This window comes from Burkholderia sp. BE12 (assembly GCF_002959955.1).
In the GTDB taxonomy this organism is placed as follows: Bacteria; Pseudomonadota; Gammaproteobacteria; order Burkholderiales; family Burkholderiaceae; genus Burkholderia.
Window position 1 is genome coordinate 148,777 of the sequence record NZ_PREY01000016.1, and the last position, 15,037, is coordinate 163,813.

Here is a 15,037-nt window from a genome sequence, read left to right on the forward strand (position 1 = left end):
CCGCCTCCATGTGGATCGTCAATCTCGCGCTCAGGCGCCCCTACACGTTCATCGTCATGGCCATCATGATCGTGCTGGCCACCCCGCTTGCGCTGATGCGCACACCGGTCGACGTGCTGCCCGCGATCAACATCCCGGTGATCAGCGTGATCTGGAATTACAGCGGCTTCTCCGCGACGGAGATGACGAACCGCATCACGGCCGTGCATGAACGGATCCTGACGACGACCGTCAACAACATCCAGCACGTCGAATCGACATCGCTGCCCGGCATCGCGGTGGTGAAGGTGTTCCTGCAACCGGGTGCGAACGTGCAGACGGCCATCGCGCAGACGGTCTCGTCCGCGCAGGCGATCGTGCGGCAGATGCCGCAGGGCGCGACGCCGCCGCTCGTGATCACCTATTCCGCGTCGAGCATTCCGGTGATCCAGCTCGGGCTGTCGAGCAAGACGCTCAGCGAACAGTCGCTCGCCGACATCGCGCTCAACTTCCTGCGCCCGCAGCTGATCACGGTGCCGGGCGTGCAGATTCCGTTCCCGTACGGCGGGCGCACGCGCGTGGTCGCGATCGACCTCGATCCGCAGGCGCTGCTCGCGAAGGGCCTCACGCCGGCCGACATCGTCAACGCGGTCAACGCGCAGAACCTCGTGCTGCCGACCGGCACCGCGAAGATGGGTCAGACCGAGTACCGGATCGATACGAACGCGTCGGCCGATACGATCGCCGACATCAACGACCTGCCGGTCCAGACCGTCAACGGCGCGACGACCTACCTGCGCGAGGTGGCGTCGGTACGCGACGGCTTCGCGCCGCAGACCAACGTCGTGCGCCAGAACGGCCAGCGCGGCGTGCTCATCTCGATCCTGAAAAGCGGCGACGCGTCGACGCTCAAGGTCGTGTCGGACCTGAAGGCGCTGCTGCCGAAGGTGATCCCGACGCTGCCCGAGGGACTCACGATCACGCCGCTGTTCGACCAGTCGGTGTTCGTCAACGCGGCCGTCCAGGGCGTGATCCACGAGGCGCTGATCGCCGCCGTGCTGACCGCGATGATGATCCTGCTGTTCCTCGGCAACTGGCGCAGCACGCTGATCATCGCGATCTCGATCCCGCTGTCGATCTTCACGTCGCTGATCGCGCTGTCCGCGCTCGGCGAAACCATCAACATCATGACGCTCGGCGGGCTCGCGCTCGCGGTCGGCATTCTCGTCGACGACGCGACCGTCACGATCGAGAACATCGAGCGGCATCTGCATCTCGGCACGCGCCGGGCCGCCCCAAGCGTGCCGAGCAGCCCCCTCGGGGGGCAGCGACCGGAGGGAGCGTGGGGGTCGTCGTTCAGTACGGACCTGCACGAAGCGATTCTCGAAGGCGCCGGCGAGATCGCGGTGCCCGCGCTCGTGTCGACGCTGTGCATCTGCATCGTGTTCGTGCCGATGTTCTTCCTGACCGGCGTCGCGCGTTTCCTGTTCGTGCCGCTCGCCGAAGCCGTGGTGTTCGCGATGCTCGCGTCGTACGTGCTGTCGCGCACGCTGGTGCCGACGCTCGCGATGCTGCTGTTCCGCCCGCAGCAGGCGAGCACCGGCCCCGACCATTCGACGTCGCGCTTCGCACGCATTCATCACGCGTTCAACGATGCGTTCGAACGGCTGCGCGCGTGGTACATCGTGCTGCTCAGCATCCTGCTCGTGCGCCGCCGCTTCTACGCGCTGTGCTTCCTCGGCTTCTGCGTGCTGTCGACGGGCCTCGTGTTCGTGCTCGGCCGCGACTTCTTCCCGAACGCCGATTCCGGCAACATCCGTCTGCACATGCGCGCGCCGACCGGCTACCGGATCGAGGAAACCGCACGCCTCGCCGACCAGGTCGAGCGCGTGATCCGCGACACCGTGCCACCCGACGAACTCGGCGCGATCGTCGACAACCTCGGGCTGCCGGTGAGCGGCATCAACCTGTCGTACAGCAACGCCGGCACGATCGGCACGCTCGACGGCGAGCTGCTGATCGCGCTGAAGGCCGGCCACCGCGCGACCGGGCATTACGTGCAGACGCTGCGCACGCTGCTGCCGCAACGCTTCCCGGGCGTCGAGTTCTTCTTCCAGCCGTCGGACATCATCACGCAGATCCTCAACTTCGGGCAGCCGGCGGCGATCGACGTGCAGGTGCTCGGCAACGATCTCGCGAGTAACATGACCATTGCGAGCAGCCTGATGAAAAAGATCAGGCAAATCCCCGGCGCCGTCGACGTGCACGTGCTGCAACGCAACGACGAGCCGACCCTGCTGGCCGACATGGACCGTACGCGCATGCAGCAGCTCAATCTCTCCGCGCAGAACGTCGCGCAGAACATGCTGATCTCGCTGTCGGGGAGTTCGCAGACGACGCCGTCGTTCTGGATCAACCCGCGCACCGGCGTCCAGTACCCGCTGCAGATCCAGACCCCGCAATACAACATCTCGTCGGTCGACGACCTGCTCGGCACGCCGATCTCGGCCAGTGGCCGCACGGGCATGCCGCTGCAACTGCTCGGCAATCTGGTGCGGGTGCGCAGTACCGCGGATCCTGCGGTGATCACGCACTTCAACATCCGCCCGGCGATCGACGTGTACGTGAGCGTCGAGGGCCGCGATCTCGGCGCGGTCGCGGGCGAGATCGATCGCATCGTGGCCGACGCGCGCGCGACGCTGCCGCGCGGCACCGGCCTCGCGATGCGCGGCCAGATCGAGACGATGCGTACGTCGTATCTCGGCCTCGGCGCGGGCGTCGCGATGGCGATCGTGCTCGTCTACCTGCTGATCGTCGTCAATTTCCAGTCGTGGCTCGACCCGTTGATCATCGTCAGCGCGATGCCGGCCGCGCTCGCCGGCATCGCGTGGATGCTGTTCGTCACCGGCACGCACCTGAGCGTGCCCGCGTTGACGGGCGCGATCATGACGGTCGGGGTCGCGACCGCGAACAGCATTCTCGTCGTGTCGTTCGCGCGGCAACGCCTCGCGGACGGCGCGCCGCCGCTCACGGCCGCGCTGGAGGCCGGCGCGACCCGGATCCGGCCGGTGCTGATGACGGCGCTCGCGATGATCATCGGGATGGTGCCGATGGCGCTCGGTCTCGGCGAAGGCGCCGAGCAGAACGCGCCGCTCGGCCGCGCGGTGATCGGCGGGCTGCTGTTCGCGACCGTTTCGACCTTGCTGTTCGTGCCGCTCGTGTTCGGCGGCGTGCATGCGCGGCTGGCCCGGCGGCGCGCGCGCCAGGCCGGACACTGACTTTCGCCCCACTACCCGGTTGAACTGGTTGAATTCATGGAAGAGAAACATCACAGCACCGTCGGCATCCACGTGGACGAACGCGGCATGAACCTGCCGGCGCGCGCGTCGGTATCGCGACGCGCGCGCATCGTCGTGATCGTGATCGGCGTGCTGCTGGCCGCCGGCGCCGCGCGCACGCTCATCGTCAACGGGCTGAACCGCAACCGGCTCGACGCGGTCGCCGAGCAGAACACGCGCCAGTACGTGAACGTCGTGCATCCGGTCGACGCGGCCACCGGCGGCAAGCTGACGCTACCCGGCACGCTGCGCGGCTTCGTCGAGGCGCCGATCTATGCGCGCGCCAGCGGCTACGTGCTGCGCTGGCAGGCCGACATCGGCGCGCACGTGAAGCAGGGGCAAACGCTCGCCGAACTCGATACGCCGGAACTGAACCAGGAACTGGCGCAGGCCACCGCGCAACGCCAGCAGGCGCAAGCCGCGCTCGCCCTCGCGAAGACGTCGTTCGACCGCGCGCAGCAGTTGCGCCAGCGCGATGCCGTATCGCAGCAGGAACTCGACGACCGGCAAGGCGCATTCAGCCAGGGCACCGCGAACCTCGCCGCGGCCGATGCGAACATGCGCCGCCTCACCGAGCTGAAGGGCTTCCAGCGGATCGTCGCGCCGATCGACGGAATCGTCACGCAGCGCAACGTCGACGTCGGCGATCTCGTCAGTTCCGGCAACGCGGGCCGCGCGCTGTTCTCGGTCGTGCAGGCCGACCGGCTGCGTCTGTACGTGCAGGTGCCGCAGGCGTATGCGCAGCAGGTGAAGGTCGGCCAGCACGTGAGCGTCGCGCAGGCCGAACTGCCCGGGCGGACGTTCGACGGCACGATCACGCGCACGTCCGAGTCGATCGATGTCGCGACGCGTTCGCTGCAGATCGAGATCACGCTGCCGAACCCGGACGGGCGGCTACTGCCCGGCGCCTACGTGCAGGCGACGCTGCCGATGACGCCGGTCGGCCGCCTGCAGGTGCCGGCCAGTACGCTGCTGTTCCGCGCCGAAGGCCCGACGGTCGCGACCGTCGATGCGAACGGCGAGGTGCGTCTGAAGCAGGTGACGGTCGTGCGCACGATCGGCCAGACGCTCGAAATCGACGGGCCGGTCACGCCGAACGACCGCCTCGTCGCGAACCCGAGCGACGCGCTCGCGAACGGCGACCACGTCGTCGTGCAGGCGCCGGCGGCGGCGCAGCCGGCCTCGGCGGTCGCCGGAGCGAAGTCGTGATCGCGATGCGCACCCGCGTGCGGCCGGCGGCGCTCGCCGCCGTCGTCGCGGCCGCCGCCCTCGCCGTCGCCGGCTGCACGGTCGGCCCGGATTACCGGCGTCCGGCCGTCGACACGCCGGCCGCGTGGCGGCTCGACCCGGCCGACGGGTACTGGCACCCGGCCGCACCGGCCCGCGCGCCGCTCGATCCGGCCTGGTGGACCGCGTTCGGCGACCCGCAGCTCGACGCGCTGGAAACCGACGCGCTGCGCAACAACCAGAACCTGAAGGCGGTGGCCGCGCGCTACGACCAGGCGAAGGCGACGCTCGCGTCGGTTGCGTCGGCGCAATATCCGGCCGTCGGCCTGAACGCAAGCGGCCAGCGCTTCAAGATCTCCGCCGACCGGCCGCAGACCAACTACGCGACGAAGAGCATGTCGACCGTGCAGAACGAGATCCAGGTCGGCGCGGCGGTCAGCTACGAACTCGACCTGTTCGGTCGCGTGCGGCGCAGCGTCGAATCCGCGCAGGCCAGCTCCGAGCAGGTGCGCGACGATTTCGCGAACGCGCGCCTCGTGCTGAGCGCCGATCTCGCGTCGAGCTATTTCGCGCTGCGCGAACTCGACACCGAGATCGACGTCGTCAAGCGCTCGATCGAGTTGCAGCAGAAGGCGCTCGATTACGTGAGCGCGCGCCACGACCTCGGCGCGGTGTCGGGCCTCGACCTGCTGCAGCAACGCGCGCAACTCGACGCCACGCGTACGCAGGCCCAGTTGCTGATCCAGCAGCGCGCGCAGGTCGAAACCGCGATCGCGACGCTGGTCGGCACGCCGGCCCCCGCATTCTCGCTGCCGCCGCGCGTGGTGCCGATCAACGCGCCCGCGCTGCCGACCGGCATGCCGAGCGACCTGCTGCAGCGGCGCCCCGACGTCGCGTCGGCCGAGCGCGCGATGGCCGCCGCGAACGCGCAGATCGGCGTCGCGCGCGCCGCGTATTTCCCGCGCATCATGCTGTCGCCGGACATCGGCTGGGACGCGACGCGCTTCGCGGGCCTGTTCACCGTGCCTGCGCTGCTGTGGTCGGTCGGCGGGTCGCTCAGCCAGCCGCTGTTCGAGGGCGGCAAGCTGAAGGCCGGCGTCGATTTCGCGCAGGCCGGCTACGTGGCCGCGCAGGCCGGCTACCGGCAGACCGTGCTCACGGCGTTCCAGGAGGTGCAAAATGCGGTGACCGGCCTGTCGGTGCTGGCGCAGGCGGCGCAGCAGGCATCCGCGGCGGTCGACGACGCGCGCAAGCTCGTCTCGCTCGCACAGGACCGTTACGCGGGCGGCCTGACGCCGTTCATCGACGTGCTGACGGCCCAGCAGCAATTGCTGACGAGCGAGCGCCAGGCCGTGCAGATCCAGGGCCAGCGCGCGGCGCTCGTCGTGTTTCTCGCGAAGGCCCTCGGCGGCGGCTGGGACGGCGGTGCGGCGAACGGCCCCGCGCCGTCGGACGTCGCGGCGGCCGGCCCGGCGAACACGAGCCCTTAACCGGATTACCCGGACAACGGATCGAACATGAAAGTGCTGATCGTCGAAGACGAACCGAAAGTCGTCGAATACCTGAAGAGCGGCCTGACCGAGGAAGGCTGGGTCGTCGACACCGCGCTCGACGGCGAGGACGGCGCGTGGAAAGCCGTCGAATTCGACTACGACGTGGTCGTGCTCGACGTGATGCTGCCGAAGCTCGACGGCTTCGGCGTGCTGCGTGCGTTGCGCGCGCAGAAGCAGACGCCCGTGATCATGCTGACCGCACGCGATCGCGTCGACGACCGCGTGCGCGGCTTGCGCGGCGGCGCCGACGACTACCTGACCAAACCCTTCTCGTTCCTCGAACTGATCGAACGGCTGCGTGCGCTGACGCGCCGCGCGCGCGTGCAGGAATCGACGCTGATCTCGATCGGCGACCTGCGCGTCGACCTGATCGGCCGCCGCGCGACCCGCGACGGCGCACGGCTCGACCTGACCGCACAGGAATTCCAGCTGCTCGGCGTGCTCGCGCGGCGCAGCGGCGAGGTGCTGTCGAAAACGACCATCGCCGAGCTCGTGTGGGACGTGAACTTCGACAGCAACGCGAACGTCGTCGAGACGGCGATCAAGCGCCTGCGCGCGAAACTCGACGGCCCGTTCGCGGACAAGCTGCTGCATACGATCCGCGGCATGGGCTACGTGCTCGAGGCGCGCGAGGACGGCGACACGGAGCGGCGCGCATGAAACGCTCGATCATCCTGCGGCTCTCGGCGATGTTCGGCATCGTGTCGCTGCTCGTGTTCACGCTGGTCGGCTGCGGGCTGTTCGTGATGATGGAGCGCCAGCTGTTCGCCGAATTGCGCGCGACGATCGACACGCGCGCCAAGGTCGCCCAGATGATCGTGTCGCACGCGACCACGGCCGCGCGCGGCCGCATGATGCAGGAAAAACTCGCGGATCTCGAACCGCCCGACGGCTCGACGCACTATCAGGTGATCAGCGACGACCCCGCATTCCGCTTCGGCAGACCGGTCAACGGCGTACCGCTCGATCCGCCGGTCGGCGCGTACCAGCGCTACCAGCTCAACGACAGCAGCTACGCGGTGATGACGAAAACCATCACGCTGGCCGGCGCGGACGAGCGGCCCACGCTGCAACTGGTCGTCGCGACGTCGTGCGAGCGTACCCAGCGGATGCTGCGCCGCTTCGGCTGGACGCTGGCCGCGCTGATCGCGACGGCCACCGTCATCACGCTGCTGTTGAGCCGCGCCGTCGCGCGCTTCGGGCTCGCGCCGCTCGACCGGCTGTCGCAGGACGCCGCAAGCGTGAGCGCGACGAACCGCCGCCAGCGGCTGCACACCGATGCGCTGCCGACCGAGCTGCGCGATCTCGCGACGTCGTTCAACGGCGCGCTCGAACGCATCCAGCAAACCTACGCGCGGCTCGAAGCGTTCAACGCGGACGTCGCGCACGAGCTGCGCACGCCGATCAGCATCCTGATCGGCCAGACCCAGGTCGCGCTGACGAGCCGCGACCGCTCGGTCGACCGGATGCGCCAGACGCTGCAGTCGAACCTCGAGGAATTCGAGCGGCTGCGCGTGATCATCAACGACATGCTGTTCCTGTCGCGCAGCGACCGCGGCGAACGCGCGACCGACCTGAAGGACGTGTCGCTCGCCGACGAGGTGCGGCGCATGCTCGACTTCCTCGAAATCCCGCTCGACGAGGCGCAATTGCGCGCCGAACTGCACGGCGATGCGCGCGCGGCCGTCGATCCGTCGCTGTTCCGCCGCGCGATGACGAACCTGCTGATCAACGCGATCCAGCATTCGGCGCCCGGCGCGACGCTGAACGTGACGATCACGCGCCGCGACACGCTCGTCGACATGGCCGTGTCGAACCCCGGCGAGCCGATCGACCCGGTGCAGCGCTCGCACGTGTTCGAGCGCTTCTACCGGCTCGAGGAAGCGCGCGCGAACAGCAAGGAAAACCACGGGCTCGGGCTGTCGATCGTCAAGGCCGTGGCCGAGATGCACGGCGGCGGCGTGTTCGTCGCGTGCTCGGGCGGCGTCAACACGTTCGGCTTCTCGGTGTCGACGCAGCCGTACTCGGGCGGGCCGCTGCGTCCGGCCGATGCCGTCGGCCCGGCCGGTTCCACCGGTTCCACCGATCCCGCCGATCCGCACGCCCCGCGGCCGGCGCACGCGCCGCGCGCGATGCACTGACCGCGGCCCCGCGCCGCCGAGGGCAGTTTTCTTCAATACGGGCCGACGCGGCGCCCGTAGTCTCGATGCGACTTTCGACATTTCGCATGGAGACACCTGATGAGCATCCTGGTTTCGATGGCCGCGTTCGCGCTCGCCTCGTCGATCACCCCCGGCCCCGTCAACATCGTCGCGCTCAGCGCGGGCGCGCGCCACGGTCTCGGCGCGAGCCTGCGCTACGCGGCCGGCGCGACGCTCGGCTTCGTCGCGCTGTTCCTGCTGATCGGCCTCGGCCTGCACGCGGCGCTCGCGCGCTGGCCCATGCTGACGACGGCCACGCAGTGGTCGGGGATCGCGTTCCTGCTGTTCATGGCGCTGCGGCTCGCGCTCGACGACGGCCAACTGTCGGCCGATCCGGACGTGGCCGGCCCGTCGGCGGCGGCAGGCGCGGCGATGCAGTGGCTCAATCCGAAGGCATGGCTGGCGTGCGTGGCCGCGATGGGTGCGTATGCGGCCGACGGCGACCGCGCGCAAATCTGGCAGTTCGCCGCGCTGTATCTGGTGATCTGCTTCGCATCGATCGCATGCTGGGGCTATGCGGGCGCGTCGCTGCGGCACCGGCTCGCGAACGCGCGACGGATGCGCGTGTTCAACCGGCTGATGGCGCTGCTGCTCGCGGGCAGTGCGCTGTTTCTACTCGACGTGTAGCCGCGGCGGCATTCAGCGCATCGCGCTGCGGTACTGCCCGGGCGTCGCGGCCGCGATCCGCCGGAATGCGCGCTGGAAATGCGCCTGGTCCGCAAAGCCGGCGTCGAGCGCGACTTCGGCGATCGGCCGGCCGCGGCGCAATTCGGCGCGGCCGTACTGCACGCGCCGATCGATCAGGAACGCATGCGGCGTCATCCCGTAACGCGCATTGAACGCGCGGATCAGGTACGACGGCGACAGGTCGGCCGCCGCGCAGATCGCATCGAGCGTGACGGCCTCGCGGCAATGGGCGGCGATGTAGTCGGCCGCGCGCGCGAGCTTCGCGTTGTCATCGCCCGGCCGCGAATCGGGCAGTTCGCGATCGAGCGCGCCGTGCAGCGCCGTGAAGAATTCGACCGCCGCGCTCTCCTTGCCGAGCGCATCGATGCCGGGCGACACGAGCGTGCGGTAGAAGCCGCCAAATTGCGAGAACAGGTCGCCGCGCTCGGTCAACTTCGGCGAAAATCCGTGAAAATCGCGATTCGGATCGCGGCCCAGCGCGTGTTGCAGCCGCGCGAGCCACGGCACGTCGACATAGACCATCCGGTACGCCCACGCATCGGGGCCGTACGGGTTGCATGCGTGTACCTGCTCCGGATCGATGATCACGAGCACGCCGCGCCCGACGTGTGCGTTCGTCGCGCCGTTCACGTACGTGCTCGTGCCGCCGACGATCGCGCCCACCGAAAACGTGTCGTGCGTGTGCTTCGCGTAGCAGATCGCACGCCCGTCGTCGACGGTGCGCGCCTCGATGAACGGCAGCGCGGTATCGCGCCAGAACGGCGACGGTACGGCGGATCGGTTGGCGATACGGCTCACGCGGCGGGCTCCCGGGTCGGACGACGAACGCTCACCGTACAAGACCGTGCAGCGTAGCGCAACCGTACCGCCCGGCTTCGACGTTCAGCGCGATTGCGCCCACGAAAATGAGCATGGGCGCAATCCTGCCCCGTCGATTCTTCGACACAAGGTGCTGAGCATGTCGCGCTTAGGCTGGAACAGCTCCCGCCCTGCACCCGCTTGCAGGCATTCCGCGTGCTCGGCGTTCGAGTCGAGGGAATCGGTCTTCGCCTCGACGCCGCCGACACGCGCGCAAGATGGCCTATTGACCGGAATTTGCCTAAGCTTTGAATTCCGTCCGCCGCGGCACGCGCGGCGGTTCCCGTTCACTCTTCCCCCGCCACGCTCATGCAGATCGATCTGAAAGGCAAGACCGCGGTCGTCACCGCTTCCACCGCCGGCATCGGGCTCGCGATCGCCGAAGGGCTCGCGCGCGCCGGCGCACACGTCGTCGTCAACGGCCGCAGCGACTCGTCGGTGCAATCCGCGCTCGAGAAACTGCGCGACGCCGTGCCCGGCGCAAGCTTCGACGGCGTCGCCGCCGACCTGTCCGACGCGGCCGGCGTCGCGCGCCTCACGCAGCACACGCCGGATGCCGACATTCTCGTCAACAATGCGGGTATCTACGGCCTGAAGGCGTTCTTCGACATCGACGACGCCGAATGGGAACATTATTTCCAGATCAACGTGATGTCCGGCGTGCGGCTCGCGCGGCATTACCTGAAAGGGATGATCGAACGCAACGCCGGGCGCGTCGTGTTCATTTCGTCGGAATCGGGCCTGAACATTCCCGTCGACATGATTCATTACGGGTTCACGAAAACCGCGCAGCTGTCGATCGCTCGCGGCCTCGCGAAGCTCGCGGCCGGCACCCGCGTGACCGTCAATTCGGTGCTGCCGGGGCCGACGATGTCGGAAGGCGTGCGCGCGCTGCTGAAGACACAGGCCGACGAAACGGGCCGCAGCATCGACGACGTTGCCGTGGAGTTCGTGCGCAGCGAGCGCGCGAGTTCGATCATCCAGCGGCCGGCGACGACGGAGGAAGTCGCGAACCTGGTCGTGTACGTCTGCTCGCCGCAAGCCTCGGCGACGACCGGTGCGGCGTTGCGCGTCGACGGCGGCGTGGTCGACACGATAGCGTGACGGCAGTATGACGGGCTCGCGCGACGCGTGGCCGCCGCGCTATCGCGACGCGCTCTTGCCCGACTGAAGCGCGCCCTTGCGATCGGCGTCCATGCAGGTATCGAAGCCGGACTGCGTGACGACGCCGGCCTTGTCGAACACGACGAAGTACGACCGGTGATCGTTGCCGTGCTCGATGAAGTAGTTGTAGCAGACGCCGCTGCCGTTACGGACCATCCAGACGCTGCGCGGGTTGCCGGCGGCGCGGACGACGTCGGCGCGCGTCGCGCCGTGCCGCGACGCGGCCCGTGCAAGCGGCGTGCGCGAATACGAGAACGGCAGCCACGAGTCGAACCACGCACAGCCATGCAACATCAGGCAGCTGGCCGCCAGGGACAGCGTCGCTGCGGGACGGGACATCGAAATCAATCGCATGCTCGGGAAATCTGCTGCGCCATACCGGCGTGATCGAAAGCCCCATGCTACTCGACCTTTGGGTCCGGATCGAAAAGAAATGTAGAGATCTTTATCCGAATCCCTGCGGTTGCTGGCTTCCGCGACCGCCGAATCGTCACCAATCGTGACAGCCGGTGCAACGCGCGCGCATCCGCACCGCTGCACCGGTGCATCAGCCCAGTGCAACGGCATGCGCGATGATCAAGCAATCCATTCGGCCCACAGCATCGTCAGCACCGTCATCAGCGCCGGCCCGACGAACAGCCCGATCAGGCCGAACGTCTCGGCGCCGCCGAGGATACCGAACAGCACGAGCAGGAACGGCAGCCGTGTCGAGCCGCCGATCAGCACCGGCCGCACGAAATGCTCGGCGATGAACACGACGATGAACCCGAGCGCCGCCACTCCAACGGCCCACATGGTGGCCCCCTGCACGAACAGCCAGAGCGCCGCGCCGCAGAACACGATCGGCGCGCAGAACGGCAGCATCGCGGCGACCGCCGTGACGAGCCCGAGCAGCGCCGCGTGCGGAACGCCGGCGAGCGCATAGGCAACGCCGAGTAACGCGCCCTCGCCGAGCCCGACGACGACGAGCCCGGTCACCGTGCCGTACACGGCCGCAACCATGCGCTCGATCAGTTCCGCGCCGTTGCGCCCGAACGCGCGCCGCGCGCCCTGCAGCAACGCGCCCGACAACTTGTGGCCGGCGCGCAGGATCACGAACAGCGTGACGAGCATGAAACCGAATTCGAGCAGCACATGCGCGAGCTTCGTGCCGAATTGCCGGCCGAACGCGATGAATCTCTCGCCGTTGACGCCGTGCATCGCGGTCGCCGCATGCAGCGGATGGCCGAGATTGGCCTGCCACCATTCGGTGATCTGCGCGGCGCCGTACGGCAGGCGGCCGACCACCTCCGGCAGCGGAATGCCGTTGTCCTGAATCGTGTGCAGCCACTCGCGCAGGTCGTGCGCCTGCGCGATCGCCTGGGTCGTCGCGATGGCCACCGGCAGCACGACGAGCAGCGAAATCCCCGCCGTGATGACGGTCGCGATCAACGTCGGCCGATCGCGGAACAGCCGGTGCGATTCGAAGCGTTTCAGCAGCGGCCACATCGCGATGGCGATCACGCAGGCCCATGCGATGGCGGGAATGAAGTCGCGGATCACCCACAGCGCGAGCACCAGCAGCGCCGCATACAGCGCGACGCGGGCGATCTGCTGGGCGCGCGGCCGCGCGGCGGAATCGGGAGACGACGGGACATGTGCGGCCATGGCACCTCTGTCGAAATGAAAAAATGGCGGTTCGTCGAGGCAACCGGCCTGGACGAACCGCCATTCTATCCATCGGCGCCGGATCGGCGGCACGCGCGATGCGCGGGGCCACCCGGCACTACGTCGGCGCCCCCCGCTCAGGCTGCCTCGTCGGCGATCCGGTAGCGCTCGAGCCAGTGCGCGTACGGCGCGGGCAGCGTCCACGACGGACGCTCGACGCCGAGCTGCCTGGCCGCGTGATACGGCCAGTGCGGATCGGCCAGATGCGCGCGGCCGACCATCACGAGATCGAGCTGGGCTTGCTCGACCACGCGGTTCGCCAGTTGCGGCGTGTCGATTCCCCACGCGGACGACACCGGCAGCCCGGCCTCGCGGCGCACGCGCTCGGCGATCGGCGCGAGGAACGCCGGGCCCCACGGAATCTGCGCGGTGGGCGTCGAGAAGCCGACCGACACGCTCAGCATATCGAGCCCTTCCCGCTTCATCCGCTGCGTGAGCGCGATCGATTCGGCGAGCGTCTCTTCGTCGCGGCCGTCGTATTCGATCACGCCGAGGCGCGCGGTCAGCGGCAGATGCTCGGGCCAGACCTTGCGAACGGCCGCGAGCGTGTCGACGAGAAAGCGGCCGCGGTTGTCGGCCGAACCGCCGTATTCGTCGGTGCGCTGGTTCGAATGCACCGAGAAGAAGCTCTGGCCGAGATAGCCGTGCGCGAAGTGCAGTTCCAGCCATTCGAAACCGAGGTCGCGCGCACGCTGCGCGGCGGCGACGAAGTCGGCCTGCACGCGAGCGATGTCGTCGTGCGTCATTTCACGCGGCACCTTCGGCAGGTGCGCACCGAACGGCACCGCCGACGGCGCGATGGTCTGCCAGCCGCGCGGATCGCCGTCGGCGATATGGTCGTCGCCTTCCCACGGGCGGTTCGCGCTCGCCTTGCGGCCCGCGTGCGCGATCTGGATGCCGGGCACCGCGCCGGCCGCCTTGATCGCCGCGACCGACGGTGCGAACGCGTCGGCCTGCGCGTCGTTCCACAATCCTGCGCAGCCCGGCGTGATGCGTCCTTCCGGCGACACGGCCGTCGCCTCCGCGATCACGAGGCCCGCGCCGCCGCGCGCGATGCTGGCCAGATGCACGTGATGCCAGTCGTTGACGACGCCGTCCTCGGCGACGTACTGGCACATCGGCGGCACCGCGATGCGGTTGCGCAGCGTGACATCCTTGAGTTTGAACGGTTCGAACAGGGCAGACATCCATGACTCCTTTGCTGGGTTCTGCAAAACGGCTGGGAATGCGCGGTGCGGTGAGGTGTGCACGGCGCAACGATGCGGGCCGTCGGCGGGCCGGCTGCGCCCGACGACGGCAAGGAAGCGGCGCCGGCCCGGCCGGCGCCGTGCTTTCAGCGGTGGCCGAGCTTCGCGAGCAGCGCCTCGGCCGCAGGCGCCGACGACGCGGGGTTCTGCCCCGTGATCAGCAGCCCGTCGGTGACGACATGCGGTGCCCAATCGGCGCTGCGCTCGAATTCCGCGCCGTTGGTCTTCAGCATGTCCTCGACGAGGAACGGCACGACCTCGGTCAGCTCGACGGCCGCTTCCTCGCTGTTGGTGAAACCCGTCGCGCGCTTGCCGCGCACGACCGACTCGCCGGTTTGCGGGTTCTTCACGTGACGCAGTACGCCCGGCGCATGGCAGACCGCCGCGACCGGCTTGCCGGCCGCGAGCGTGCGCTCGATCAGGCCGATCGAATGCAGATCCTCGGCGAGATCCCACAGCGGGCCGTGGCCGCCCGGGTAGAACACGGCGTCGTAGTCGTCCGCCGACACATCGGCCAGCTTGCGCGTCGACGCGAGTTCGGCCTTGGCCGCCGCATCGGCGTCGAAGCGGCGCGTGGCGTCGGTCTGGGCGGTCGGGTCGCTGCTCTTCGGATCGAGCGGCGGCTGGCCGCCCTTCGGCGACGCGAGCGTCAGCTCGATGCCCGCATCCTTGAACGTGTAGTACGGCGCGGCCAGTTCCTCGAGCCAGAAGCCGGTTTTCTTGCCGGTGTCGCCAAGCGTGTCGTGCGAGGTCAGGACAACCAGGATCTTCATGATCGGACACTCCTTCGAAAATGGACGGGGAACGGGGCCGCACGTCGGCGCGGCGCGCCTGTCGGTTAGTCAGCCAGCGCGCGGCAACGTGCGATTCATTCGTCCGTATGCGATATATGTCTATTAGACCAGTCGTCTAGAAGCAGCCGAAATAAAACGACGGCGTCCCGCTACTTGAGCCTGGCGGAAACGTCGCCGCATTCAACGAGGACAGATGATATTCCTGAATTAGACCGGTCGTCTAGAAGAACGCGTATTCGGCCCTGCCATCGTCATGGCCTTTCCGACGGGGCTGGGCTGGGC

The 15,037-nt window shown here is 68.6% G+C and carries 12 protein-coding genes; 7 read left to right on the forward strand and 5 right to left on the reverse strand.

Annotation, left to right across the window (positions count from 1 at the left end; translation table 11 throughout):
* Positions 1–8: 8 nt before the first annotated feature.
* The 6 genes from C4B30_RS19735 to C4B30_RS19760 all read left to right on the forward strand — a co-directional run bounded on the left by C4B30_RS19735 (position 9) and on the right by C4B30_RS19760 (position 8,925).
* Entirely contained in the window at positions 9–3,257 is a 3,249-nt protein-coding gene (locus tag C4B30_RS19735) for an efflux RND transporter permease subunit (protein WP_105132863.1), read from the forward strand.
* A gap of 36 nt (positions 3,258–3,293) precedes the next feature.
* The gene (locus C4B30_RS19740; protein ID WP_105132864.1) at positions 3,294–4,526 is read left to right on the forward strand and encodes an efflux RND transporter periplasmic adaptor subunit; all 1,233 of its coding nucleotides are present in this window, start codon (positions 3,294–3,296) and stop codon (positions 4,524–4,526) included.
* A 5-nt stretch (positions 4,527–4,531) separates the two neighbouring features.
* Complete coding sequence (locus C4B30_RS19745) at positions 4,532–6,034, forward strand: efflux transporter outer membrane subunit (RefSeq protein ID WP_105132875.1); 1,503 nt, start codon at positions 4,532–4,534, stop codon at positions 6,032–6,034.
* 27 nt (positions 6,035–6,061) lie between these two features.
* The gene (locus C4B30_RS19750) at positions 6,062–6,757 is read left to right on the forward strand and encodes a heavy metal response regulator transcription factor (RefSeq protein ID WP_027782937.1); all 696 of its coding nucleotides are present in this window, start codon (positions 6,062–6,064) and stop codon (positions 6,755–6,757) included.
* Positions 6,754–8,238 (forward strand): heavy metal sensor histidine kinase, encoded by a 1,485-nt coding sequence (locus C4B30_RS19755; RefSeq protein ID WP_105132865.1) that lies wholly within the window; start codon positions 6,754–6,756, stop codon positions 8,236–8,238. Before C4B30_RS19750 ends, C4B30_RS19755 begins: the two co-directional genes overlap by 4 nt.
* A 99-nt stretch (positions 8,239–8,337) precedes the next feature.
* Positions 8,338–8,925, forward strand: a complete 588-nt coding sequence (locus C4B30_RS19760; protein WP_027782935.1) for a LysE family translocator — start codon at positions 8,338–8,340, stop codon at positions 8,923–8,925.
* A gap of 12 nt (positions 8,926–8,937) precedes the next feature.
* Here C4B30_RS19760 and C4B30_RS19765 read toward each other — a convergent pair whose 3' ends face one another.
* The gene (locus C4B30_RS19765; RefSeq protein WP_105132866.1) at positions 8,938–9,783 is read right to left on the reverse strand and encodes an AraC family transcriptional regulator; all 846 of its coding nucleotides are present in this window, start codon (positions 9,781–9,783) and stop codon (positions 8,938–8,940) included.
* Between the two features lie 369 nt (positions 9,784–10,152).
* Between C4B30_RS19765 and C4B30_RS19770 the strand changes: the two genes are divergently transcribed.
* Positions 10,153–10,947 (forward strand): SDR family NAD(P)-dependent oxidoreductase, encoded by a 795-nt coding sequence (locus C4B30_RS19770; protein WP_027782933.1) that lies wholly within the window; start codon positions 10,153–10,155, stop codon positions 10,945–10,947.
* 39 nt (positions 10,948–10,986) lie between these two features.
* On the opposite strand, the gene C4B30_RS19775 is transcribed toward C4B30_RS19770, so the two are convergent.
* The 4 genes from C4B30_RS19775 to C4B30_RS19790 all read right to left on the reverse strand — a co-directional run bounded on the left by C4B30_RS19775 (position 10,987) and on the right by C4B30_RS19790 (position 14,734).
* On the reverse strand, positions 10,987–11,361 hold the full coding sequence (locus C4B30_RS19775; protein ID WP_089501696.1) for a hypothetical protein: 375 nt from the start codon (positions 11,359–11,361) through the stop codon (positions 10,987–10,989).
* A 222-nt stretch (positions 11,362–11,583) separates the two neighbouring features.
* Complete coding sequence (locus tag C4B30_RS19780; RefSeq protein ID WP_027782931.1) at positions 11,584–12,654, reverse strand: AI-2E family transporter; 1,071 nt, start codon at positions 12,652–12,654, stop codon at positions 11,584–11,586.
* A gap of 137 nt (positions 12,655–12,791) precedes the next feature.
* The gene (locus C4B30_RS19785) at positions 12,792–13,901 is read right to left on the reverse strand and encodes an NADH:flavin oxidoreductase/NADH oxidase (protein WP_105132867.1); all 1,110 of its coding nucleotides are present in this window, start codon (positions 13,899–13,901) and stop codon (positions 12,792–12,794) included.
* 146 nt (positions 13,902–14,047) lie between these two features.
* A complete protein-coding gene (locus C4B30_RS19790) occupies positions 14,048–14,734 on the reverse strand; it encodes a type 1 glutamine amidotransferase domain-containing protein (RefSeq protein ID WP_027782929.1) in 687 nt (228 codons plus the stop codon).
* Between the last annotated feature and the right edge of the window lie 303 nt (positions 14,735–15,037).

Excerpts from the sequence above, each read along its gene's own strand:
- C4B30_RS19785 (WP_105132867.1), bottom strand. The coding sequence starts at position 13,901 with ATGTCTGCCCTGTTCGAACCGTTCAAACTCAAGGATGTCACGCTGCGC.
- C4B30_RS19770 (WP_027782933.1), top strand. The coding sequence starts at position 10,153 with ATGCAGATCGATCTGAAAGGCAAGACCGCGGTCGTCACCGCTTCCACC.
- C4B30_RS19740 (WP_105132864.1), top strand. The coding sequence starts at position 3,294 with ATGGAAGAGAAACATCACAGCACCGTCGGCATCCACGTGGACGAACGC.
- C4B30_RS19775 (WP_089501696.1), bottom strand. The coding sequence starts at position 11,361 with ATGCGATTGATTTCGATGTCCCGTCCCGCAGCGACGCTGTCCCTGGCG.
- C4B30_RS19755 (WP_105132865.1), top strand. The coding sequence starts at position 6,754 with ATGAAACGCTCGATCATCCTGCGGCTCTCGGCGATGTTCGGCATCGTG.
- C4B30_RS19780 (WP_027782931.1), bottom strand. The coding sequence starts at position 12,654 with ATGGCCGCACATGTCCCGTCGTCTCCCGATTCCGCCGCGCGGCCGCGC.
- C4B30_RS19735 (WP_105132863.1), top strand. The coding sequence starts at position 9 with ATGTGGATCGTCAATCTCGCGCTCAGGCGCCCCTACACGTTCATCGTC.
- C4B30_RS19745 (WP_105132875.1), top strand. The coding sequence starts at position 4,532 with ATGCGCACCCGCGTGCGGCCGGCGGCGCTCGCCGCCGTCGTCGCGGCC.
- C4B30_RS19760 (WP_027782935.1), top strand. The coding sequence starts at position 8,338 with ATGAGCATCCTGGTTTCGATGGCCGCGTTCGCGCTCGCCTCGTCGATC.
- C4B30_RS19750 (WP_027782937.1), top strand. The coding sequence starts at position 6,062 with ATGAAAGTGCTGATCGTCGAAGACGAACCGAAAGTCGTCGAATACCTG.
- C4B30_RS19790 (WP_027782929.1), bottom strand. The coding sequence starts at position 14,734 with ATGAAGATCCTGGTTGTCCTGACCTCGCACGACACGCTTGGCGACACC.